The sequence below is a fragment of the Streptomyces cyanogenus genome, from assembly GCF_017526105.1.
In the GTDB taxonomy this organism is placed as follows: Bacteria; Actinomycetota; Actinomycetes; order Streptomycetales; family Streptomycetaceae; genus Streptomyces; species Streptomyces cyanogenus.
In genome coordinates, this window is sequence record NZ_CP071839.1 from 3,926,183 (window position 1) to 3,949,013 (window position 22,831).

A 22,831-nucleotide genomic window follows, 5' to 3' on the forward strand; every position below is an offset into this window, starting at 1 on the left:
ATGTCAACAGAGGAGTTCGGCGGACCGGCCGGGCTCCGACTGAGAAACGGGGACCTCATGTCGTACCTGCGCACCTTCCTGCCGTGGATCGTCTTCGCCGTCATCCCCTCCGGGGACTGGCAGTGGGGGGCGCTGGCCGCCTTCGCCGTGGCGACGGCCCTCGTCGTCCAGGAGAAGCAGAAGGGCACCGGATTCGACGCCCTGATCATCGAGACCGGCTCGGCCGTCTTCTTCGCCGTCCTCGCCGCCGTCGCCTTCGCCGACCCGCACTCGGGGGTGCACGCCTACTCGGCGGCGCTGTCCTCCGGCACCCTGGCCGTCATCGCCGGGGTCTCGCTGGCCGTCGGGCGGCCGTTCACGCTCGGCATCGCCAAGCGGACGACGCCGCGTGAGCTGTGGGGGCTGAAGCCGTTCATCCGGACCAACGTGGTCATCACCGGCGTGTGGACCGCCGCCTTCGCGCTGACCGCCGTCGTCCTGGCCCTGGTCGAGCACGCCGGACACGCCCACTCGACGCCGGCCACGCTCGTCCAGATCGCGGGCTTCGTCGTCCCGATGGTCTTCACCGTGCGCTACGTCGCCCACGTCCAGGCCAAGGCCGGGCAGGTGGCCCGATGACCACCCCCCGGCACCTCTCCGGCAACTACGCGCCGGTCCTCGACGAACTCACCGCGTACGACCTGCCGGTCACCGGCACGATTCCGCCCGAACTGGCCGGCTGGTACCTGCGCAACGGCCCGAACCCGGCCGACGCCGCCTCCGGGCACTGGTTCTTCGGCGACGGCATGGTGCACGGGGTGCGGCTGGAGGGCGGGCGGGCGGTGTCGTACCGCAACCGCTGGGTCCGCACCAGCCGCCTCACCGAGGGTGCCCTCATGTACGACGAGCAGGGCCGGCGGGACCTGACGGCCGGCCCGGCCAACACCCACGTCGTCCGGCACGCGGGCCGCACCCTCGCCCTGGTCGAGACCGCGCTGCCCTACGAACTCACCTGCGACCTCGGCACCAAGGGCCCCTACGACTTCGGCGGCCGGCTGCGCACCGCCATGACCGCCCACCCGAAGACCTGCCCGCTCACCGGGGAGCTGCACTTCTTCGGCTACGGCCTGCTGGAGAGCGAGTACCTCACCTACCACCGGGCCGACGCCACCGGGGAGTTGGTGCTCAGCCGGCCCGTGGACGTGCCCGGCCCGACCATGCAGCACGACTTCGCCCTCACCGCGGGGCACGTCGTCTTCATGGACCTGCCCGTGGTCTTCGACGCCGAACTCGCGCTGTCCGGCTCGATGCCCTACCGCTGGGACGACGGGTACGGCGCCCGCCTCGGCGTGCTGCGCCGCGACGACCCGCACGGGGCGGTGCGGTGGTTCACGATCGACCCCTGCTACGTCTTCCACGTGCTCAACGCCCACGACGCGCCGGACGGGACGATCGTGCTGCACGTGATGCGCTACCCGGAGCTGTGGCGGCGGGCCGCGGACGGCAGTACGGTGCGGCAGCGGGCGGTGCTGTGGAAGTGGACGGTCGATCCGGCCTCCGGCAGGGTGCGCGAGGAGCAACTGGACGACCGGCCCGGCGAGTTCCCGCGCGTCGACGACCGGCTCAGCGGCCTCGACTCCGGGCACGGGCACATCACCTGCGGCACCTCGCTGGTCCGCTACGACCTGACCACCGGCGCCGCCACCGCCCACGACTTCGGCCCGGCCCGTACCCCGGGCGAGGCCGCCTTCGCCCCCGCCGACACCACACCGGGCGGCCCCGGCTGGCTCCTGACGTACGTCCACGACGCCACCACCGACCGCAGCGACCTCGTCGTCCTCGACACCGCCGACCTCACCGCGCCCCCGGTCGCCACCGTCCACCTGCCGGCCCGGGTGCCCTTCGGCTTCCACGGCAACTGGCTGGGGGACGTGGAAGGCTAGGCGGTCCTGACCCGGGTGTCCCGGCGCAGTGTCACGACCCCCGCCAGGTGTACGTCCGGGCGCGGTCCGTCGAGGAGAGCAGGAGAATCACAGGCATGTCAGGCAGCACCGACCGCAAGCAGCGCGTCATATCCCGCTTCCAGCGCCACCTCGCCAACCCGGTCAACCGGCGCCTGCCGTTCCAGACCCTCCTGGAGACGACCGGCCGCACCTCCGGCCTGCCCCGGACCACCCCGGTGGGCGGACGCCGGGTCGGCGACTCCTTCTGGCTCGTGTCGGAGTTCGGCTACCGGTCGCAGTACGTCCGCAACATCCAGGCCGACCCACGGGTGCGCGTCCGCATCGCGGGGCGCTGGCACCGCGGCACCGCCCACCTCCTGCCCGACGACGACCCGGTGGCGCGCCTGCGCAGCCTGCCCCGGTTCAACAGCATGGCGGTACGGGCGTTCGGCACCGGTCTGCTGACGGTGCGCGTCGATCTGGAGGGGTGACGGTTCACCCCGGCCACACGATCGCCTGCACCTCGCTGTAGGCGTGCAGGGCGTACGAGCCCACGTCCCGGCCGACCCCGCTCTTCTTGAACCCGCCGAACGGGGCCTCCATGTTGCGGCCGACCGTGTTGATGCCGACGCCCCCGGCCCGCAGCCGGCGCGCCACCCGGAAGGCGCGGGCCACGTCACCGGACCAGACGTAGTCGATGAGCCCGTAGTCGGAGTCGTTGGCGAGGGCCACCCCCTCGTCCTCGTCCTCGAACGGGATCACCGTCACCACGGGCCCGAAGATCTCCTCCCGGGCCACCCGCATGTCGTTCGTACCGTCGGCGAGCAGGGTGGGCGCGACGAAGAACCCACGGTCCCGCGGTGGCCGTTCACCGCCGGCCACCACCACGGCACCTTCCTTCCGCCCGAGTTCGACGTACGACTCCACCCGCGCCCGGTGCTCGGCGGAGATCACCGGCCCCACCACCGTGTCCGGCTCCCGCGGGTCCCCCACCTTCAACCGGCCCGCGTAACCGGCGAGTTGCTCGACCAGCCGCTCGTACACCCCGCGCTGGGCCAGCACCCGGGTCGGTGCCGTGCAGATCTGCCCGCTGTAGAAGGAGAAGGTGGTGCCGATGCCGGCGACGGCCGAGGCGAGGTCGGCGTCGTCGAAGACGAGCGCGGCCCCCTTGCCGCCCAGCTCCATCAGCTGGCGCTTCATGTCCCGCCCGCACACCTCGGCGATGCGCCGCCCGACCGCCGTGGACCCGGTGAAGCTCACCATGTCGACGTCGCCCGAGGCCACGACGGCCTCGCCCACCGACACGTCCCGCCCGGAGACGACGTTCACCACACCGGGCGGCACCCCGGCCGCCTCCAGCGCCCGGGCCATCCGGTACACGGACAGCGGATCCTGCGGGGCGGGCTTGACCACCACCGTGTTGCCCATGGCCAGCGCCGGGGCGATCTTGCCGGCCGGGTTGGCCCACGGGTTGTTGTACGAGGTCACGCAGGTGACGACCCCGACGGGCTGCCGTACCGCCAACGCCCCCGTCACGACCGCCCTGCCCATCGGGCCGGCCTCGTTGATCTGCGGGGCGATCGCCCACTCGGCGGGCTCCACGCTCGCGTACCGGCGGAAGCGGGCCGCGGCCACCCCGACCTGCATCGCGCGGGCCGTCCCGGTGGTCGCGCCGGTCTCGGCCCGCGCCAGGTCGGCGTACGGCACCAGCCGCTCCCGGATGATCTCCGCGGCCCGCCCGAGCACCGCCGCCCGCTCCTCCGGCCGGGTCCGCGACCACGCCCCGAACGCCTCCCGGGCCGCCGCACAGGCCGCCCGGGCCTGCTCCGGCGAGGCCTCCGGCGCCCAGCCGACGGTCTCCTCGGTGGCCGGGTCGGTCACCGGGTAGTGGCCGCCGTCCGGCGCCACCCACTGGCCGCCGACGAACAGCGGCTGGCCCTCGCTCACCGCGTGCTCACCGTCCGCGTGTCCCGCCCGGACCGCAGCACCTTCCCCGGTACGGCCCCGGTCACCACGTCGTCCCGGATCGCCTCGACCCCGTTGACCCACACGGCCCGCACCCCGAGCGCCCGGGAGTCCAGCCGGGGACTGTCCCCCGGCAGGTCGTGCACCAGCCGGGCCCGGCCGGCGTCGATCCGCTCCGGGTCGAACAGCACCAGGTCGGCGTGCCAGCCCTGCGCCACCCGTCCCCGCTCGCGCAGCCCGAAGAGCCGCGCCGGATCGTCGGTCAGCATCTTCACCGCCTGCTCCAGGCCGACCAGCTTCCGGCCGCGCAGGCAGTCCCCGAGGAACCGTGTGGTGTACGGCGCCCCGCACATCCGGTCCAGGTGGGCGCCCGCGTCCGAGCCGCCGAGCAGGACGTCCTCGTGCCGCCAGGTCTCGGCGCGCAGCGCCCAGGAGGCCGGGTCGTTGTCGCTCGGCATGGGCCACAGCACGGTCCGCAGCCCGTCCTGGGCGCAGATCTCCACCAGGCAGGCGAACGGGTCCTGTCCGCGCTCCTCGGCGATGTCCCGCACGACCCGTCCGGTCAGGCCCCGGTTGGCCTCGCTGTAGGTGTCCCCGATGACGTACCGGCCGAAGTCGGTGAGCCGCCGGAAGACGCCGGCCTCCCTGGACCGGGCCCGGCGCAGCATCTCCGCCCGGACGGCCGGGTCCCGCAGCCGGGCGATGCGCTCGGGCACGGGCAGCCCCAGGACCGGGCCCCAGCCCGGTATGAGGTTGAGCGCGCAGAAGGTCCCCAGCGACATGTTCATCGGCGTCAGGATCGGCATGGTGAGCGCCACCACCCGCCCGCCGGCCTTCCGCGCCCGCTCGCTCGCGCTCAGCTGCCGCGGCACCCGTTCCGGGACGGCCGCGTCGATGGTGAGCACGTTCCAGTTCAGCGGCCGCCCGGCCACCGCGCTCATCTCCACCAGCAGATCGATCTCGTCGTCGCCGAACTGGTCCAGGCACCCCGCGACGATCGCCTCGATCTGCGTGCCCTCGTGCTCGCCGACGGCACGGCAGAGGGCCAGCAGCTCCGCCGGCTCCGCATGCCGGGAGGCCACCGGCCGCCCGTCCCCGTCGGAGTGCGTACCGGACTGCGTGGTCGACAGCCCCCAGGCGCCGGCGTCCATCGCCTCGCGCAACAGCCGCACCATCGCGTCGAGCCGGCCGGCCGTCGGCTGCCCGCCGACCGCCTCCGGCCCCATCACGTACCGCCGCAGCGCGCAGTGCCCCACCATGAACCCGGCGTTCACGGCGATCCGGCCCTCCAGGGCGTCCAGGTACTCCCCGAACGAATGCCAGTTCCAGGGCGCCCCCTCCTCCAGCGCCACCAGGGACATCCCCTCCACCTTGGACATCATCCGCCGGGTGTAGTCGGCGTCCTCGGGGCGGTCGGGATGCAGCGGGGCCAGGGTGAACCCGCAGTTCCCGGCGGCCACGGTGGTCACCCCGTGGTTGAGGGAGGGCGTGGCGTACGGGTCCCAGAAGAGCTGGGCGTCGTAGTGGGTGTGGGGGTCGACGAAGCCGGGGGTGAGGACGAGTCCGGTGGCGTCCTCGGTGGTACGGGCCTCCCCGGTGATCCTTCCGATGGCGGCGATCCGGCCTGCGCGTATGCCGACGTCCGCGGTGTATCCGGGCGCCCCGGTGCCGTCCACGACGGTGACGCCCTTGATGAGGTGGTCCAACATGCCGGGAACCCCCTTACGCAGCCTGCCGGAACCGGGACGTCCGGTGCACCGGATCCGTGTCGATCCTCGGAATCACGTGCTCACCGATGAGCCGGATCGTCTGCAGCGTCTCCTCCTTCGGCACCCCCACCGGCAACCCGAAGCTCAGCTGATCGGCCCCGGCCTGCTCCCACCGCTTGCACTGGCGCAGCACCTCGTCCGGGTCCCCGCAGATCAGCAGCTCCTCCTCGATCAGCAGCTCCACGAACTCCGGGGTGTAGGGGGGCAGCGTCTCGGGCCACACCGGGAAGCCCTCGGGGCGCGGGAAGGTGTCGTGGTACCGGAAGACGAGTGAGGGGAGGTAGTGCAGGCCGCCGTTCACGGCGATCTCGATCGCCTCCGCGTGCGTGGGCGCGCAGACGGCGGTCGTCGTGACCATCACGTTGTCGTTGACGAAGTCCCCCACCGGCTCCGCGTCCACGATCGCCGTCTTGTACTGCTCCAGCACCCACTCCATGTCGGACACCTTCTGGATGCTGAAGCCGAGCACCCCGAGCCCCTTCTTCGCGGCCATGGCGTACGACGGCGGGGACCCGGCCGCGTACCACATCGCCGGGTGCGACCTGCCGTACGGCTTCGGCAGGACCTTCCGCGGCGGCAGCTGCCAGTGCTTGCCCTGGAAGCCGGCGTACTCGTCCTGGAGCCACATCCTGGGGAACTCGGCGATGGTCTCCTCCCAGATCTCCTTGGTGTGGTTCATGTCGGTCACACCCGGCATGAACCCGAGGATCTCGTGCGATCCGGCCCCGCGCCCGCTGCCGAACTCGAAGCGGCCCTCGCTGAGGTGGTCCAGCATGGCGACCTTCTCGGCGACCTTCACCGGATGGTTGACCGGGGCGAGCGGGTTGAAGATCCCGGAGCCGAGGTGGATGCGCTCGGTGGCGTGCGCCAGATACCCCAGGAACACGTCGTTCGCCGACAGGTGCGAGTACTCCTCCAGGAAGTGGTGCTCGGAGGCCCAGGCGTACTTGAAGCCTGACTTGTCCGCCTGGATGACGTACTCGGTCTCCTCCATCAGCGCCTTGTGCTCGGCCAGCGGGTCGGTCTCGGCGCGCTTGCCCACGTATCCCTGTACGAAGAGCCCGAATTCCACGGCGGTTCACCGTCCTCAACGCGTATCTGACGCTTCGTCAGTTGGTGTCTGTCGGCCGACTGTCGCACCGGCCACGACGACCGTCAATAGCTGACGGTCAGTCAGATGACGCTGACGCCCGCCAGCCAGCCGCCGTCGATCACGAACGGCTGCCCGGTGATGTACGAGGAGTCGTCCGAGGTGAGGAAGAGGGCGAGCCGGGCCACCTCCTCCGGCTGCCCGACCCGGCCGAGCGGCACGAGCCTGCGGTACAGCTCGTCCAGGGCCCGGCTCGTCTCCTCGGGGTCGGCGTCCGGATCCAGCCGGGCCGGGTTCGACATCGCGGTGTCGATGGCACCCGGGCAGATCGCGTTGACCCGGATCCGCCGGCCCGCCAGCTCCAGCGCGGCCACCCGGGTCAGCCCCAACACCGCGTGCTTGGTGGCGGTGTAGGTGCCCACCGCCGCCATACCGGTCAGGGCCGTGTACGAGGCGGTGTTCACGATCGTGCCCCCGTCGGCCATCTCCGGCGCCACCGCCTTCATCCCCAGGAAGCAGCCCACCTGGTTGACCTGCACCACCTGCATGAACTCGTCCAGCGGCGTGTCCACCAGGGCGTTGAAGCGCAGGATGCCCGCGTTGTTGACCAGCCCGTCGATCCGCCCGTACGCCTCCCTGACGGCCCCGACGGCCTCCCGCCAGCTCTCCTCCGTGCCCACGTCCAGGTGGACGTACAGCGCCCCTATCTCCTTGGCGAGCGCCTCCCCCCGGTCGTCCAGCACATCGGCGACGGCCACCCGCGCGCCCTCCGCCCGGAACAGCCGCGCCTCCTGCTCGCCCTGCCCGCGCGCCGCCCCGGTGACCAGGACGACCCGCCCGTCCAGCTTGCCCATACCGTCTCCTCAGTCCAGCCGGGGCGCGACCTCCGCCCCGAACGAGCTGATCTGCTCGATGAGTTCGGCCCGGCTCCGGCTGCGGAACCGCACCTGGACCTGGTCCACGCCCATCGCGCGGTAGGCCCGCAGCGACGCGGCGATCTCCTCCGGCGCCCCGGCGAGCGTGCGCCGCCCGACGTCCCAGCCGGGCCGGCCGACGTACAGCGGCTCGGTGAGGGCGCCGACGGTGTACGCCCCGGCGAGCCCCGCCTCCTCGCGCAGCCGCCGGATCCGGGCGATCTGCCCGGGCAGCCGCTCCCTGGGGTCCCCCTGCGGCAGCCAGCCGTCGCCCTTCAGCGCGGCCCGGCGGACGGCGGCCGGCGAGGAGCCGCCGACCCAGAGCGGGACGTGCGGCCGGCCGGGCCGCGGCCGCTGTCCCAGGCCGGCGAAGTCGTAGTGCTTCCCGTGGTGCTCGGGGAACTCCTCGGGCCCCAGGGCGGCGCGCAGCGCGTCCATCACCTCGTCCAGCACCGCTCCGCGCCGCTCGAAGTCCACGCCGAGCACCTCGAACTCCTCCCGCACGTGCCCGGCCCCGACCCCGAGGACCAGCCGCCCGCCGGAGAGGTGGTCGAGGGTGGCGTACTGCTTGGCGGTCAGCAGCGGGTGGCGGAGCCCGACGACGGCCACGTGGCTGAGCAGCCGTACCCGCTCGGTGACGGCGGCGACGTGGGCGAGGGTGGCCACGGGGTCGTACCAGACGGTGCCCATGGCCGGGGCGAGGCGGCGCGGTATGCCCACGTGGTCGCAGCAGGCGACGTACGCGAACCCCGCCCGGTCGGCCGCCCGGGCCACGGCGACCAGGTCCGCGGGCCCGGCGGACGTCTCCCAGGGCTCGGCGTACAGGGTGCTCTGCGACTGGACGGGCAGCTGGATGCCGTACGCCAGGGGGCTCACGCCCGCCACAGCCCCTGCGCGGTGAGCCCCAGCAGCTCGATGGCGTTGCCCCGGACGATCCGCTCGACCACGTCGGCCGGCAGGTGCCCCATCTGGGCCTCGCCGACCTCCCGGGACTTGGGCCACGTGGAGTCGGAGTGCGGGTAGTCCGTCTCGTACAGGACGTTGCCGACCCCGATGGCGTCGAGGTTCCCGAGCCCGAAGGCGTCGTCGAAGAAGCAGCCGTGGACGTGCTCGGCGAACAGCTCGGACGGCGGCCGGTGCACCTTGTCCGCGACCCCGCCCCAGCCGCGGTTCTCCTCCCACACCACGTCCGCGCGCTCAAGGATGTACGGGATCCACCCGATCTGCCCCTCCGCGTACATGACCTTGAGGTTCGGGAAGCGCTCGAACTTGCCGCTCATCAGCCAGTCGACCATCGAGAAGCAGCAGTTGGCGAAGGTGATCGTGGAGCCGACGGCGGGCGGCGCGTCGGCGGAGGTGGACGGCATCCGGCTCGACGACCCGATGTGCATGGCGACCACGGTGCCGGTCTCGTCGCAGGCGGCGAGGAAGGGGTCCCAGTCGTCGGTGTGCACCGACGGCAGGCCCAGGTGCGGGGGTATCTCGGAGAAGGCGACGGCCCGGACGCCGCGTTCGGCGTTGCGCCGCACCTCCTGCGCGGCCAGCCGGGCGTCCCACAGGGGGATGAGCGTGAGCGGTATCAGCCGCCCCCGCGCCTGCGCCCCGCACCACTCCTCCACCATCCAGTCGTTGTAGGCGCGCACGCAGAGCAGGGCCAGCTCCTTGTCGGCGGCCTCGGTGAAGGTCTGACCGCAGAAGCGGGGAAAGGTGGGGAAGCAGACGGCGGACTGGACGTGGTTGACGTCCATGTCGGCGAGCCGCGCGGACACGTCGTACGACCCCGGCCGCATCTGCTCGTACGTGATGACCTCGAGCCTGACCTCGTCCCTGGCGTACCCGACGGCGGTGTCGAGGCGGGTGAGCGGCCGGTGCAGGTCCTCGTACACCCACCAGTCGCCGAGCGGCCCCTCGTCGCTGCCCGGTCTGCCCATGACGGGCTTGAACCGCCCGCCCAGGAAGGTCATCTCCTTCAGCGGCGCGCGCACGATCCGGGGCCCGACGTCCCGGTACTTCCGCGGCAGGCGGTCCTGCCACACGCCGGCGGGCTCAACGGTGTGGTCGTCGACGGAGATGATCAGCGGGAACTGTGTGGTCTCCATACCGTGCACGGTAGCGCCGATCTGACGGTCCGTCAGCTCCCGGTGCGGGACGGGCGGCATGCGGAGAGGTTGTGAGGGCTTCGTGCACCCACGTGCGGCCCTCTGTGATCGGCGTCTCCCACGGCTGACGCAACCGCCCGGAACAAGGCAAACTGACGGGGTTGTTCGTGATGCCGAGGGGGACGAACGCATGGACGGTGGGCCGCGAGTACCCGAGCAGCGGCGTGCCGGGCCCGTCGCGGAGCCCGGCCCGCTGCGCTTCGGCGTGCTCGGTCCGGTGCGGGCCTGGCGCGGCGAGGAGGCGCTCCCCACGGGCTCCCCCCAGCAGCGCGCCCTGCTGGCCGCACTGCTGCTCCGGGAGGGCCGTACGGCCACGGCGGCCGAGCTGATCGACGCCCTGTGGGGCTCCGAGCCGCCGTCCCAGGCCCTGGCGGCGGTCCGCACCTACGCCTCCCGGCTCCGCAAGGCCCTGGACCCCGGCGTCCTGGTCAGCGAGTCCGGCGGCTACGCCGTGCGCGGCCTGGGCGAGGGCGCCCTGGACCTCGCCGTCGCGCAGGACCTGACGGCGGAGGCGGAGAAGGCACGCGGGACGGGCGACCTGGGCCGGGCCCGGTCACTGCTGAACCAGGCCCTGTCGCTCTGGGACGGCGAACCCCTGGCGGGCGTCCCCGGCCCCTACGCCGAGGCCCAGCGGGCCCGCCTGGAGGAGTGGCGGCTCGGCCTGCTGGAGACCCGCCTGGACCTGGACCTGGAACAGGGCTGCCACGCCGATGCCGTCTCGGAACTGACGGCCCTGACGGCGGCGCATCCCTTGCGGGAACGCCTGCGCGAACTCCTGATGCTCGCCCTGTACCGCAGCGGCCGCCAGGCGGAGGCCCTGGCGGTGTACGCGGACACCCGCCGCCTGCTCGCCGAGGAGCTGGGGGTCGACCCCCGCCCGGGCCTGAGCGAACTCCAGCAGCGCATCCTCCGGGCCGACCCGGCCCTGGCGGAACCCTCGGCGCCCGTGACGGAGCCGACGGCGGCCCCGGTCCGCCCCGCGCAGCTCCCCGCGTCGGTCCCCGACTTCACCGGCCGCTCCTCCTTCGTGTCGGAACTGACCGAGGTCCTGTCCTCGGCGTCCGAGGCGGAGGGCAGGGTCATGGCGGTGTCGGCCCTGGCCGGCATCGGCGGGGTGGGCAAGACGACCCTCGCCGTCCACGTGGCCCACCGGGCCCGCCCGGCCTTCCCGGACGGGCAGCTGTACGTGGACCTCCAGGGCACGGGCCCCCGCCCGGCGGAACCGGAAACGGTGCTGGGCTCCTTCCTGCGGGCCCTGGGCACGCCGGACTCGGCGATCCCCGACTCCCTGGAGGAACGCTCGGCCCTGTACCGCTCGGTCCTGGACGGCCGCCGGGTCCTGGTCCTGCTGGACAACGCGAAGGACGCGGCCCAGGTACGGCCGCTCCTGCCCGGCACGGAGGGCTGCGCCGCCCTGGTCACCTCCCGCGTCCGCATGCTCGACCTCGCCGGCGCCCACCTGGTCGACCTCGACGTCATGTCCCCGGAAGAGGCCCTGGCGCTGTTCACCAGGATCGTGGGCGAGGAACGGGTGGCCGCGGAGCGCGAGGCCGCCCTGGACGTCGTCGCCGCCTGCGGCTTCCTCCCCCTGGCGATCCGCATCGCGGCGTCCCGCCTGGCGGCCCGCCGCACCTGGACGGTCTCGGTCCTGGCAGCCAAGCTGGCGGACGAACGCCGCCGCCTGGACGAGCTGCAGGCCGGCGACCTGGCGGTCAAGGCCACCTTCGAACTGGGCTACGGCCAACTCGAACCGGCCCAGGCAAGGGCGTTCCGCCTGCTGGGCCTGGCCGACGGCCCGGACATCTCCCTGGCAGCGGCGGCAGCGGTCCTGGACCTCCCCCCGGAGGACACCGAGGACCTCCTGGAGTCCCTGGTCGACACGTCGTTGCTGGAATCGGCGGCGCCGGGGCGGTACCGGTTCCACGACCTGGTCCGCCTGTACGCGCGGGCATGCGCGGAGAGGGACGAGTGGCCGCCGAGCGAGCGGGCGGCGGCGATGTCGCGGTTGCTGGACTTCTATCTGGCTACGGCGGCGCGGGTGTACGCCATTGAGCGTCCGGGTGACCGGACCGTGGACCATCTCGAGGTGACGGAGCAGGCGGGTCAGACCTTCAGTGACGAAGGAAAGGCACTGGACTGGCTGCACACCGAGGCCGCCTGCATCCTCGCCTGCGTCCAGCAGTCCCTGGGGCAGGAGAATCTCCGCCGAGGAGTCGACCTCCTCCTGGCTTCGAAGGACTTGGTGGAGTCGGGTGCCAGTTCGCTCGTCTACGAAACGGCCACCCGGGCGGCCCGCGACGCCGCCGATGCCCTGGGCGATTCCCTGGCGGCGGGGCGCGCCCGCGTGACGCTCACCCAAGTTCTCATCAAGGCGGGACAGTTCGACGAGGCGGCCGTTGAGGCCAGGGAGGCCGTTGCCCTGGGGGCAGCGGCCGGCGACCCTTGGACGAGTGGGAACGCGCCGAACGAGCTGGGCATCATCGCCATCTGCCGGAATGATCACGCAGCGGGCGAAGCGCACCTGCTCAGGGCCATCGCCGCTTTCCGTGCGGACGACAATCGGCCTGGAGAGGCCAGCGCACTCTGCAACCTCTCGCGCGTACTCGTTTCCATGGACAGGGCAGCGGCAGGCATCGAGCTCGTTCAGCAGGGCGTCGCCATATACGACGAGCTGGGGCTGACCGTAAGGCTCGCCAACGCAAGGTACGCCCTGGGCATCGCCCTCAGTCACACGGACCGACTCGGCGAGGCACTGGAGCAATTCACCGAGGCGCTGCGCATTTTCGTGGAGAACCGGCAGCGACTGTGGGAGGGCACCACCCACTTTCGCATCGCGCAAGTACACCTCGCAGCGCACAGGGCAGCCCAGGCGGCCCAGCACGCGGAGCAGGCACTCGGGATCGGGTGTATCGGCGGGGACTGGATGCGCGCCAATGTGCTGACTCTGCTGGGCAAGTCCCTCGATGCCCTTGGACAGGTGGACCGTGCCCGCGCGTGCTGGCGAGAGGCGCTCAGCATTCACGGATCGTCGGAGGCGGCCGAGGCTGTGGAGGTACGGCGCCTGCTCCATCCCATCGCGGCGGCCTGATCCGGCCGCCCCGGCGTTCATCGAACGTTTATGACGCCCTGTCACTCTCATGGCATCGACCCGTCGCGTCGGGGGGCAGACGGATCGGAACGGGCCTCACGGATAAGGTGAACGGCCCTGGAACGCTCACTCGGCGGCCCACGGGGGAGTTGCCGGGTGGGCGTTCCCATCGCACCGCATGCAGACCGGGGAGGACCCAGCCATGAGCGAAGCCAACACCACCAACGAGGACATCACGACGCTGGACAGCCACGCGCCGGCGCCGCCCGGCAAGGACCCGGTGGCCACCACGAACGACAGCCACGCGCCCGCACCCGGCGAGGAGCCCGTCACCACGCTGGACAGCCACGCGCCAGTGCCGCCGGCGCTGGACCTGGGCAGCAAGTAAGCCACCACCCCGACGGGGATCGGCCGCGGCGGCGCGGAGGGGGAGCCGCCGCGGCCGAGGTGTGTGCGGGCGCGGGCGATCGGCGGATCTCCTCCACCAGCCCATGGCGTCGACGCAGGTCAGCCACACCAGGCACGGGACACCTCCCTCCCCCTCAGCTCGCCCTTGACCACCTTGCCGCTCGCGTTGCGTGGAAGTGACCTCACGAACTCCACCGACCTCGGCACCTTGTAGTTCGCCATCTCGCGGCGGGACCAGGCGATCAGGTCGGCGGAGGTCAGGAGTGAGCCGGGGCGGCGGACGACGTAGGCCTTGGCGACCTCGCCCAGGCGGGCGTCGGGGACGCCGATGACCGCCGCGTCCAGGACGTCGGGGTGGGTGCAGAGGAGTTGCTCTATCTCCGCGGGGTACGCGTTGAAGCCGCCGACGATGAACATGTCCTTCAGGCGGTCCGTGATGCGCAGGTTGCCCGCCGCGTCCAGGACGCCCACGTCGCCGGTGCGCAGCCAGCCGTCCTCGGAGATCGCCTCCGCGGTGGCCAGGGGGTCCTCGTAGTAGCCCCGCATGACGTTGAAGCCGCGGACCTGTACCTCCCCGGGTGTGCCGGGCGGGAGCGGGGCGCCGGAAGGGGCCGTCACCCTGACCTCCGTGCCGGGGACCGGACGGCCGGAGGTGGAGGCGATCAGTGCCGGGGCGTCGCCGCGGCGGCACATCGTGACGATTCCGGTGGCCTCCGAGAGGCCGTAGGCCGTCAGGACCGTCCCGACGCCGAGTTCCTCGCGCAGGCGTTCCACCAGGCGCAGGGGGACCACCGCCGCACCGGTCACCACCAGACGGAGCGTCGAGAGGTCGTGGGCGTCCCGGGTGGGGTGGTCCAGGAGCTGCTGGTGCAGGGTCGGCGGGCCGGGCAGGACCGAGATCCGTTCCGCCGCGATGTTCGCCAGGGCCGTGTCCACGTTGAACACCGGCTGCGGGATCATCGTCGCCCCACGCATCAGACAGGCGAGCACCCCGGCCTTGTAGCCGAAGGTGTGGAAGAAGGGGTTGATGATCAGGTAGCGGTCGGACCGGCGGAGGCCGGCCAGGTCCGCCCAGGATTCGTACGCGCGCAGGGTCTGGCCGTGCGTGATCATCGCACCCTTGGGGCGGCCCGTCGTACCGGATGTGAAGACGATGTCCGAGAGGGTGGAGCCGGTCAGCGCACCTTCGCGGGCCCGCACCTCCGGTCCCGCCACGCCCTCTCCGGTGGCCAGGAAGTTCTTCCACGTCTCGAAGTCGGGCGGTGCGTCGTCCGAGAGGACCACCACGCGCTCCAGGTCCGGCAGGGCGGTGAGGGGGCGTTCTGCGCCGGACGGTCCCGCACCGGCCGCCCTGCGCAACGACGCCACGTACGACGTGCCCAGGAACGTTCCCGTCACGAAGAGCAGCCTCGCCCCGCTGCGGCGCAGTACGTCCGCTGCCTCCGCGCCCTTGAAGCGGGTGTTCAGCGGTACCAGGACCGCGCCCGCCGACACCGCGCCGAGGGACGCGACGATCCAGTCCACGGTGTTGGGGGCCCAGACGGCGACCCGGTCGCCCACCTCCACCCCGCAGGCCAGGCAGGCCGCGGCCGCCCGCTCGATCCGGGCGCCCAGTTCGGCGTAGGTGATCCTCGTCCGGCCGTCGGCCACGGCCTCGGTGTCCGCGTACCGTCCGGCCGCCCACCGCACCAGTTCCGGGATGGTCTCCCACGACGCCGTCACGGACCGGCCTCCCCCCGCACAGGTAGCTGACTGACCGTCAGATTAGCGCTAATCTGACGGCCTGTCAGGAGAGGGGGCCGTACATGGCAGGAGCAGGGCTCAAGGACGCCGCCGCCATCGTCGGGATCGGGCAGACCGCGTTCGCCCGGCAGCTGGCCGAGGACGAGAGGACGCTCGCCTGCCGGGCCGTGCTCGCCGCGCTGGACGACGCGGGGATCGCGCCCGGCGAGGTGGACGCGCTCGCCTCGTACACCATGGAGCAGACCGACGAGGTCGAGCTGGCCAAGGCCGTCGGCTTCGGGGACCTGACCTTCTTCGGCAAGGTGGGGTACGGGGGCGGCGGCTCCTGTGCGACCGTCGCGCACCTCGCTGCCGCCATCGCCTCCGGGCAGGCCACGGTGGGGGTCGCGTGGCGGTCGAGGAAGAGGGGCAGCGGGCCCCGGCCGTGGACCGACACGGCCGTCCAGCTGCCCACCCCGGGCCAGTGGACCCGGCCGTTCGGGCTGCTCCGGCCCGTCGACGAGATCGCCATGCTGGCCCGGCGGTACATGCACGAGTACGGCGTGACGCGGGACCACCTTTTCAACGTCGCGCTGGCCTGCCGCAACCGGGCCAACCAGAACCCGGCCGCCGTGATGTACGAACGGCCGCTGACCCGCGAGATGTACATGACCTCCCGGTGGATCAGCGAGCCGCTGTGCCTCTACGACAACTGTCTGGAGACGGACGGGGCCCTGGCCTGCGTGGTCGTCGGCAGGGAGCGGGCCCGGGACTGCGCCAGGCAACCCGTCTACGTCCACGCCGCCGCGCAGGGGCTGCCCGCCCAGCACCACGGCATGGTCAACTACTGGAACGACGACCCGCTCACCGGGCCCGCCTGGACCGCCGCCCGGCACCTGTGGAAGCACGCCGACCTCACGCCGGAGGACGTCGACGTGGCGCAGATCTACGACGCGTTCACCGCGCTGGTCCCGCTGTCCCTGGAGGGCTACGGCTTCTGCGCTCGCGGCGAGGGCGGCGCCTTCACCGAGCAGGGCGCCCTGGAGATCGGCGGACGGCTGCCCGTCAACACCGGCGGGGGCGGGCTGAGCGAGGCCTACGTGCACGGCTTCAACCTCGTCAACGAGGGCGTCAAGCAGCTGCGCGGGACCAGTACCGCGCAGGTCCCGGGCGCCGCGACCTGCCTGGTCACGGCGGGTGAAGGCGTCCCCACCTCCGCTCTCCTCCTCAGGAGCTGACCGCCATGCTGAGTCCCGTCACCGACACCGACGGCGCACCCTTCTGGGAGTACGCGGCCCGCGGCGAGCTGCGCGTCCAGGCGTGCGCCGACTGCGGTGAACTCCGCTTCCCGCCCCGGCCCTGCTGCCCGCACTGCCAGTCCTTCGCGAGCGAGTGGCGGCCGGTGTCGGGGCGCGGGCGGGTGTGGTCGTACGTCGTGCCGCATCCGCCGCTGCTGCCCGGCTACGCGGAACAGGCGCCGTACAACGTGGTCGTCGTGGAGCTGGAGGAGGCCCCGCGGATACGGCTCGTGGGGAACGTGGTCGCGCACGCCGGGGCGCCGCTGAACTCCTTCGACCCGGCGCGGCTGAGGATCGGCGCCCGGGTGCGCGCGGTCTTCTCCGGCGGGCTGCCGCAGTGGGTGCCGGCGTGAACACCGTCCGCCTCGACGTCGGCGAGGACACCGGCGTCGCCGTCGTCACCCTGGACCGGCCGGGGCGGCTCAACGCCGTCGACCTCACCATGGTCCGGGAACTGGCCGAGGTCTGGCGCGAGTTGCGGTTCGACGACGCCGTCCGGGCCGTCGTGCTCACCGGCAGCGGGGAGCGGGCGTTCTGTACGGGCATCGACCGGGACGCCGTCGTACCGCAGCCCTCGTCGCCGTACATGCAGGACGATCCGCTGCTGGGTGTCGGGCCGAAGGCGAACGACCTGTGGAAGCCGGTGATCGCCGCGGTGCGCGGGATGGCCTGCGGCGGGGCCTTCTACCTGCTGGGCGAGAGCGAGTTCGTGGTGGCGGACCCGACGGCCGTGTTCTTCGACCCGCACACGACGTACGGCATGGTCAGCGCCTACGAGTCCGTGCTGATGGCCCAGCGGATGCCGTACGGGGAGGCCGCGCGGACGGCGCTCATGGGGACGGCCGAGCGGATGTCGGCGCGGCGGGCGCACGAGGTGGGGCTGGTGTCCGAGATCGCCGAGGAGGGGCGGGCGGTGGAGGCCGCGGTGCGCTGTGCCGGGATCGTCGCCGGGTATCCGCCGGAGGCGGTGCAGGGGACGGTGCGGGCGCTGTGGGCGGCGAAGGAGGCGGCGCGGGCGCAGGCGTTCGCGCAGGCGCCGCATCTGATCGCGCTGGGCAGTCTGCCGGCCGGGCGGCAGGCGGAGTTGTTCGCGGGGAGGTCGCGGGAGTACCGGGTGCGTTAGGACTCGACCTCGGCCTTCGGACGCGCCTCGCAGTGGTCGACCTTCAGCCGAAGGCGGTCGCCGACGGGCACCCGGGTGGTCGCCCTGCCCTTCGCGGGCACCGTGACCGTGTAGGAGGAGTTGTCGAGGATCTGGGTGCCTTCGTCGTCGTAGAAGGTGACCCGGGCCTGGAACTCGGCCTCGCTGTTGTTCGGGTTCGCGATCTCGACCGTGGCGTACGGCCGTTTGTCGGTGGCACAGCCGATCAGCTTCACCGTGCCCTCCTGCAGCGCCTTGCCCTTGCCGCTGCCGGTGGGGGTGGAGGTGGGGCGGTGGGCGCGCCGGTAGGAGCCGCCGCCGGAGGAGCGGTACGAGGACCCGCCCGAGGAGCCGCCCGAGGAACCGTACGAGGAGCCGTACGAGGACCCGCCCGACGAGTCGTACGATCCGCCCCCCGACGTGGACGACGACGAACTGTCGTGGTCCTGGTGCGAACTGCTGCACCCGCCCCCGCCGCCTCCGCTCCCCCGGCTGCCGTGGTGCCGGCCGGAGAAGCCGGTCAGGCCGAGCACCACCAGGGTCAGTACGGCCGTGAACCTGAGCGCGCGCGTCCGTGTAGGCATGTGCATGCCAGCACCCTAGCCGCCGGGCGCATCGCATGGCGGCCGCCGGGCGCCGGGGGTAGCGTCAGCCGTGGACGGCCGCCGTCTGGAGCCCCTTCCGTGCAGACCCGGTACGACGGCCGTCGCGCCGCTCACGCGGTCCGCGCGGTCCCCGTGCCCTTCTCCGCGTCCAGCGCGTACACGCACCGGTCCTTGCTGCACGCGTACACCACGCCGTCCCTGACCACCGGGGAGCCGGTGATCTCGCCGCCGGTGGCGAGCTTCCAGCGCAGCCGGCCGTCGTCGGCCTTCAGGGTGTAGAGGAGGTGGTCGGTGGAGCCGAAGTGGATACGGCCCTCCGCCACCGCGGGCGCGCCGACGACGTCGCCGCCCGCCTGGAACCGCCACTTGGGGGTGCCGGTGACCGCGTCCAGGGTGTAGAGGCCCTTGCCGCTGCCGACGTGCACGTGCCCGGCGGCCACCAGGACCGGCTCGACGGAGGCACGGGCCTCGGTGGCGATGCGCCAGCGGTCGCGGCCGTCGGCGGCGTCGAGGGCGTAGACCGTGCCGAGGTAGTCGGCGAGGTAGACACCGCCGCCGGTGACGGCCGGGCCCGGGGCGAAGGCGGGCGGGCTCAGGAAGACCGCCGGGGCCTCGAAGTGCCAGCGGACCCTGCCGCTGACCGCCTCGACGGCGAGCACGCGGGTGCCGGCGGAGATGTAGACGTACCCGTCGGGCGCCGGGGCGAGCCGCACCGGGACGCCGCCGCAGGAGGCCGCGTCGCCGATGGGGTAGGACCAGCGCTCCTCGCCGGTGCGGGCCTCCAGGGCGCGCAGCCGGGCGTCCTGCCAGACGTACACCGTGCCGTCGTGCACGACCGGGCCGGCCTCCGGGGACTCGAAGTCGGTCTGGCAGCCGGTGATCTCCCACAGCTTCTGCCCGCCCGTGGCCTCCCAGGCCTGGACGCCGCCGCCGCGGGTGCCGGTGACGACCGTGCCGCGGTCGGCCTGGAGGGAGTACACCCAGGCGTCCGTGGACAGCCGCCACAGGTCGGTGCCCTCGCGGGCGTCCAGGGCGAACAGGGTGGGACCGTCGGAGGCGTGGATACGGCCGTCCGCCACCGCCATGGACCAGGCGACGTCCCGGGTCTTGAAGCGGCGGCGGCCGGTGGCCACGTCCAGCGCGTGCACCTCGAAGGAGGTGACGTAGACCAGGTCGCCGTCGACGGACGGGGTGCCCCACACGTCGTTGGACATGCGGAACCGCCAGGGGCGCCAGCCGTTCGCCGTCTCCGGGGGCGACGGCGGCACGGGCGGTACGGCGGGGTCGGCACCGGCCACGCCGGGGCGGGGCCGGGACCAGCCGGCCACCAGGCCGGCCTCGGGCGGGGGTGCCTTCACTGCGGCCGCGCGGGCGTCGGCGACCCGCGGGCCGGGGCCGATGGGCACCTGGGCGCCGGCCAGCCGGACCGGGCCGGTGTCGGGGGCGCCGACCGGGACGGGCACGGGCGCGGAGGCCGGGGCCGGGGGGTCGTACGGCGGCGGCGGGGGTACGACGGCCTGCCGGTCGCCGCTGCGCGGGCCGCCGGTCGGGGCCGGGGCGGGCTTGGCGGCGGGGCGTCCGCCGCGGCGGGCCTCGATGAGGGCGACCGCCTTCTCGGGCAGCCAGGCGGAGGCGGTGCCGCTGTCGTCGGAGCCGGAGCCGAACAGGTGCGGGGCGAGCTGGGCCTGGAGGTCGGCCGGGGTGGGGCGGCCGGTCGCCTCCATCTGCATGCACGCCTCGATCAGCGGACGCAGCTCGTCGGGCAGGCCGGTGAGGTCCGGGCCCTCGCGCAGCAGCATGAAGACGGTCTCGACCGGGTTGGCGCCGTGGAAGGGCGGGTGGCCGGTGGCCGCGAAGACCAGGGTGGAGCCGAGGGAGAAGACGTCGCTGGCGCCGGTGACGCTGCGGGAGTCCTTGGCCTGCTCGGGGGACATGTAGGCGGGGGTGCCGACGGCGACGTTCGTCATCGTCAGACGTGTGTTGGAGACGCCGGAGGCGATACCGAAGTCGATCACCCGGGGGCCGTCCTCGACCACGAGCACGTTGGAGGGCTTGAGGTCGCGGTGGACCAGCCCGGCGCCGTGGATGGACTGGAGGGCCTCCGCGACGCCCGCCGCGAGCCAGCGCACGGCCTGGGCCGGCAGCGGCCCGCACTCGTTCACTATCTCTTCCAGCGAGGGAGCGGGCACGTAGGCGGTGGCCAGCCAGGGCACGGCGGCGCGCGGGTCGGCGTCGACCACGGCCGCGGTGTAGAAGCCGGAGACCGCGCGGGCCGCCTCCACCTCGCGGGTGAAGCGGACGCGGAAGAGCTGGTCCTCGGCCAGCTCGGTGCGCACCGTCTTGATCGCCACACGCCGGCCGGACGCCGAGCGCGCGAGATAGACCAGCCCCATGCCGCCGGCCCCCAGCCGGCCGAGCACCTCGAACGGCCCGATCCGCCGCGGATCGTGCTGCGTCAGCTGATCCACCACTTGCCTGCCACCTCCCCGTACGAGCCGCGCCACTCTCCATATGTACGCGACCGGAGTGCAGCGTCTCACCACCGCACCGCCATGGCGGCACGCACCCCGATTCTTCCTGGCCGGGCGGCTGGTTGCGAACCCGGTGACAATCAGGGTGTCTCATGCTGTATCGGACCAAAGCGGACCGGTCAGCGCTGGAGCAGTGCGAACGATGCCCCCTGATTGTCGGTGACGACGGCCACTCGTCCGTACGACGTCTCGAATGGCGGCGCCTGGACGCGCCCGCCGAGCCGCTGTACGGCCCCCAGTGCGTCCGTCAGGTCCGCGACCCGGAAGTGGACGAGGAAGTGCGGGGGCATCTCGGCCGGGAAGACGTCGGTGACGTCCGCGCGGCCGAAGTCGGGCTCGGCGCCGGTACCGAACAGGGCGTCGTGGAAGAGGCCGCCGTAGAAGGCGTTGGCGGCGGCGGTGTCCCGGGTGTACAGCTCGGCCCAGACGAAGGTGCCCGGCTCCCGCCGCCGTCCGAAGCCGGTGTGGGTGCCGGGCTGCCACAGCCCGAAGACCGCGCCCTCGGGGTCGGCGGCCAGGGCGGCGGTGCCGAGGTCGCCGACCGGGAACGGGGCCATGACCACCTGCCCGCCGGCCGCCGTGATCCGCCGGCCGAGGGCCTCGGCGTCGGAGGTCGCGAAGGACACCGTCCAGACGGTGGGCATACGGCCGTCCGTCTTGGGGGCCAGGGAGGCGACGAGCGCGCCGTCCTTCCGGGCCCACACGGAGGAGCCGTACGCCGCCTCGAAGGTCCACTCGAAGAGCTCACCGTAGAACCGTTTGCCCGCCTCGACGTCGGGCAGCTGGGCGTCCACCCAGCAGGGGACGCCCTCCCCGTATGTCTCTTCGTTCGCGGATGCCCTGTTTTCGGCCATGTCGTCAAAGTAACCGGGCCGCGCGCACGCCGCAGACCAGGCACACCATCCCCGAGAGCCCCGTGCACCCCATTTGCAGTCGGCCGAATCGCGCTCCGATCACCCCTCGGTAAGCTGACGGCATGACAGGACAAGTGCGTACCGTCGACGGCCGCGTGGCCGGCCGGCGTGGGCAGGCGACCCGGCAGAAGCTGCTCGACTGCCTCAGCGAGATGCTCAGCTCCTCCCCGTACCGGGACGTCAAGGTCATCGATGTCGCCCGGAAGGCGGGCACTTCGCCCGCGACCTTCTACCAGTACTTCCCCGACGTCGAGGGTGCCGTCCTGGAGATCGCCGAGCACATGGCGGCCGAGGGTGCCGGGTTGACCGAACTGCTCGAAGGACGCAGTTGGGCCGGCAAGTCGGGCTGGGCCACCGCGCAGGAACTCGTGGACGGGTTCCTGGAGTTCTGGCGCAGGAACGATGCGATCCTGCGGGTGGTGGACCTCGGTGCGGCCGAAGGGGACAAACGGTTCTACAAGATCCGCATGAAGATCCTGAACTCGGTCAACAACTCCCTCGCGGACTCCATCGCGGAACTCCAGTCCAAGGGCCGCGTCGACAAGGACGTGAACCCGGCGGCGGTGGCCGGTTCGCTGGTCGCGATGCTCGCGGCGGTGGCGGCCCACCAGAAGGGCTTCACCTCCTGGGGCGTGAAGCAGGCCGAACTCAAGCCGAACCTGGCACTGTTGGTGCACCTGGGCGTGACCGGCAGGAAGCCGAGCAAGTAGGCCACACCCTTCCGCGCCCTTTCCCCCGCACCCGAAGTCCTGTCTGGCAGGCGGCGGTTCACCGAGGTGAGCTGCCGCCTGCCGTGCTACGCGGGCAGCGGACGGTCCCGCACCACGTGCTTCATCACCAGCGTCGACGTCAGCCGCTGCACCCCCGGCAGGGTCGCCAGCCGTTCGTCGTAGAGCCGCTGGAAGGCGGCCAGGTCGGCGGTGGCCACCCGGAGCAAGTAGTCCGGTTCGCCGAACAGCCGCTGGGCGTCCAGCACGTGCTCCAGCTCGCCGACGGCCCGCTCGAACTCCGCGACCGTGTCCCGGTCCTCCTGGCGCATGGACACGAAGACCAGCGCCTCGAAGTTCAGGCCGAGCGCGGCCGGGTCCACCACCGCGCGGTAGCCCTGGACGGCACCGGAGCGCTCCAGCTCGCGCAGCCGCCGGTGGCAGGGCGAGACGCTCAGCCGTACCCGGGCGGCCAGCTCGGTCACGGTCAGCCGCCCGTCCTGCTGCAGCTCGGCAAGGATTTTCCGGTCCACGTCGTCCATGAAGAAGATATTTGCTCAGATCCGGCGATCATGGGCAAACTTCGGAAACACTTTCG

General features: G+C 72.7%; 20 protein-coding genes. 9 read left to right on the forward strand and 11 right to left on the reverse strand.

What is annotated here, in order from left to right:
* The 3 genes from S1361_RS17565 to S1361_RS17575 all read left to right on the forward strand — a co-directional run bounded on the left by S1361_RS17565 (position 1) and on the right by S1361_RS17575 (position 2,413).
* A complete protein-coding gene (locus S1361_RS17565; RefSeq protein ID WP_243769208.1) occupies positions 1–618 on the forward strand; it encodes a hypothetical protein in 618 nt (205 codons plus the stop codon).
* Positions 615–1,922 (forward strand): carotenoid oxygenase family protein, encoded by a 1,308-nt coding sequence (locus tag S1361_RS17570; protein WP_208032782.1) that lies wholly within the window; start codon positions 615–617, stop codon positions 1,920–1,922. Before S1361_RS17565 ends, S1361_RS17570 begins: the two co-directional genes overlap by 4 nt.
* A 95-nt stretch (positions 1,923–2,017) precedes the next feature.
* On the forward strand, positions 2,018–2,413 hold the full coding sequence (locus tag S1361_RS17575; protein WP_208032783.1) for a nitroreductase/quinone reductase family protein: 396 nt from the start codon (positions 2,018–2,020) through the stop codon (positions 2,411–2,413).
* A 4-nt stretch (positions 2,414–2,417) separates the two neighbouring features.
* Here the strand turns inward: S1361_RS17575 and S1361_RS17580 are convergent, their stop codons facing one another.
* From S1361_RS17580 to S1361_RS17605, 6 genes are all read right to left on the reverse strand, one after another.
* A complete protein-coding gene (locus S1361_RS17580; protein WP_208032784.1) occupies positions 2,418–3,869 on the reverse strand; it encodes an aldehyde dehydrogenase family protein in 1,452 nt (483 codons plus the stop codon).
* Positions 3,866–5,596, reverse strand: a complete 1,731-nt coding sequence (locus S1361_RS17585) for an N-acyl-D-amino-acid deacylase family protein (protein WP_208032785.1) — start codon at positions 5,594–5,596, stop codon at positions 3,866–3,868. Before S1361_RS17585 ends, S1361_RS17580 begins: the two co-directional genes overlap by 4 nt.
* A 13-nt stretch (positions 5,597–5,609) precedes the next feature.
* Positions 5,610–6,728 (reverse strand): LLM class flavin-dependent oxidoreductase, encoded by a 1,119-nt coding sequence (locus S1361_RS17590; protein WP_208032786.1) that lies wholly within the window; start codon positions 6,726–6,728, stop codon positions 5,610–5,612.
* Between the two features lie 101 nt (positions 6,729–6,829).
* Complete coding sequence (locus S1361_RS17595) at positions 6,830–7,600, reverse strand: SDR family NAD(P)-dependent oxidoreductase (RefSeq protein WP_208032787.1); 771 nt, start codon at positions 7,598–7,600, stop codon at positions 6,830–6,832.
* A 9-nt stretch (positions 7,601–7,609) separates the two neighbouring features.
* Entirely contained in the window at positions 7,610–8,527 is a 918-nt protein-coding gene (locus S1361_RS17600) for a TIGR03619 family F420-dependent LLM class oxidoreductase (RefSeq protein ID WP_425088028.1), read from the reverse strand.
* 5 nt (positions 8,528–8,532) lie between these two features.
* Complete coding sequence (locus S1361_RS17605) at positions 8,533–9,759, reverse strand: amidohydrolase family protein (protein WP_208032789.1); 1,227 nt, start codon at positions 9,757–9,759, stop codon at positions 8,533–8,535.
* A gap of 190 nt (positions 9,760–9,949) precedes the next feature.
* On the opposite strand from S1361_RS17605, the gene afsR reads away from it, so the two are divergent.
* Both afsR and S1361_RS17615 read left to right on the forward strand, forming a co-directional pair.
* Complete coding sequence (gene afsR / locus S1361_RS17610; protein WP_208032790.1) at positions 9,950–12,907, forward strand: SARP-family global regulator AfsR; 2,958 nt, start codon at positions 9,950–9,952, stop codon at positions 12,905–12,907.
* Between the two features lie 202 nt (positions 12,908–13,109).
* Complete coding sequence (locus S1361_RS17615; protein ID WP_208032791.1) at positions 13,110–13,295, forward strand: sigma-like protein; 186 nt, start codon at positions 13,110–13,112, stop codon at positions 13,293–13,295.
* Between the two features lie 119 nt (positions 13,296–13,414).
* Here S1361_RS17615 and S1361_RS17620 read toward each other — a convergent pair whose 3' ends face one another.
* On the reverse strand, positions 13,415–15,037 hold the full coding sequence (locus S1361_RS17620; RefSeq protein ID WP_208032792.1) for a FadD3 family acyl-CoA ligase: 1,623 nt from the start codon (positions 15,035–15,037) through the stop codon (positions 13,415–13,417).
* A gap of 83 nt (positions 15,038–15,120) precedes the next feature.
* Between S1361_RS17620 and S1361_RS17625 the strand changes: the two genes are divergently transcribed.
* The 3 genes from S1361_RS17625 to S1361_RS17635 are packed head-to-tail and all read left to right on the forward strand — an operon-like array spanning position 15,121 to position 17,458.
* The gene (locus S1361_RS17625) at positions 15,121–16,275 is read left to right on the forward strand and encodes a lipid-transfer protein (RefSeq protein ID WP_208032793.1); all 1,155 of its coding nucleotides are present in this window, start codon (positions 15,121–15,123) and stop codon (positions 16,273–16,275) included.
* A 5-nt stretch (positions 16,276–16,280) separates the two neighbouring features.
* A complete protein-coding gene (locus tag S1361_RS17630; protein WP_208032794.1) occupies positions 16,281–16,688 on the forward strand; it encodes a Zn-ribbon domain-containing OB-fold protein in 408 nt (135 codons plus the stop codon).
* Positions 16,673–17,458, forward strand: a complete 786-nt coding sequence (locus tag S1361_RS17635) for an enoyl-CoA hydratase/isomerase family protein (protein WP_208032795.1) — start codon at positions 16,673–16,675, stop codon at positions 17,456–17,458. Before S1361_RS17630 ends, S1361_RS17635 begins: the two co-directional genes overlap by 16 nt.
* Here S1361_RS17635 and S1361_RS17640 read toward each other — a convergent pair.
* The 3 genes from S1361_RS17640 to kbpA all read right to left on the reverse strand — a co-directional run bounded on the left by S1361_RS17640 (position 17,455) and on the right by kbpA (position 21,466).
* Entirely contained in the window at positions 17,455–18,060 is a 606-nt protein-coding gene (locus S1361_RS17640; RefSeq protein WP_208032796.1) for a hypothetical protein, read from the reverse strand. The two genes, S1361_RS17635 and S1361_RS17640, sit on opposite strands and share 4 nt — an antisense overlap.
* Positions 18,061–18,191: 131 nt before the next feature.
* Entirely contained in the window at positions 18,192–20,552 is a 2,361-nt protein-coding gene (afsK, locus tag S1361_RS17645) for a protein serine/threonine kinase AfsK (RefSeq protein WP_208032797.1), read from the reverse strand.
* Positions 20,553–20,731: 179 nt separating this feature from the next.
* A complete protein-coding gene (gene kbpA / locus S1361_RS17650; protein WP_208032798.1) occupies positions 20,732–21,466 on the reverse strand; it encodes an AfsK-binding protein KbpA in 735 nt (244 codons plus the stop codon).
* 134 nt (positions 21,467–21,600) lie between these two features.
* On the opposite strand from kbpA, the gene S1361_RS17655 reads away from it, so the two are divergent.
* Positions 21,601–22,236 (forward strand): TetR family transcriptional regulator, encoded by a 636-nt coding sequence (locus S1361_RS17655; protein ID WP_208036649.1) that lies wholly within the window; start codon positions 21,601–21,603, stop codon positions 22,234–22,236.
* An 86-nt stretch (positions 22,237–22,322) separates the two neighbouring features.
* On the opposite strand, the gene S1361_RS17660 is transcribed toward S1361_RS17655, so the two are convergent.
* On the reverse strand, positions 22,323–22,775 hold the full coding sequence (locus S1361_RS17660; protein WP_030341781.1) for an Lrp/AsnC family transcriptional regulator: 453 nt from the start codon (positions 22,773–22,775) through the stop codon (positions 22,323–22,325).
* Positions 22,776–22,831: the final 56 nt, after the last annotated feature.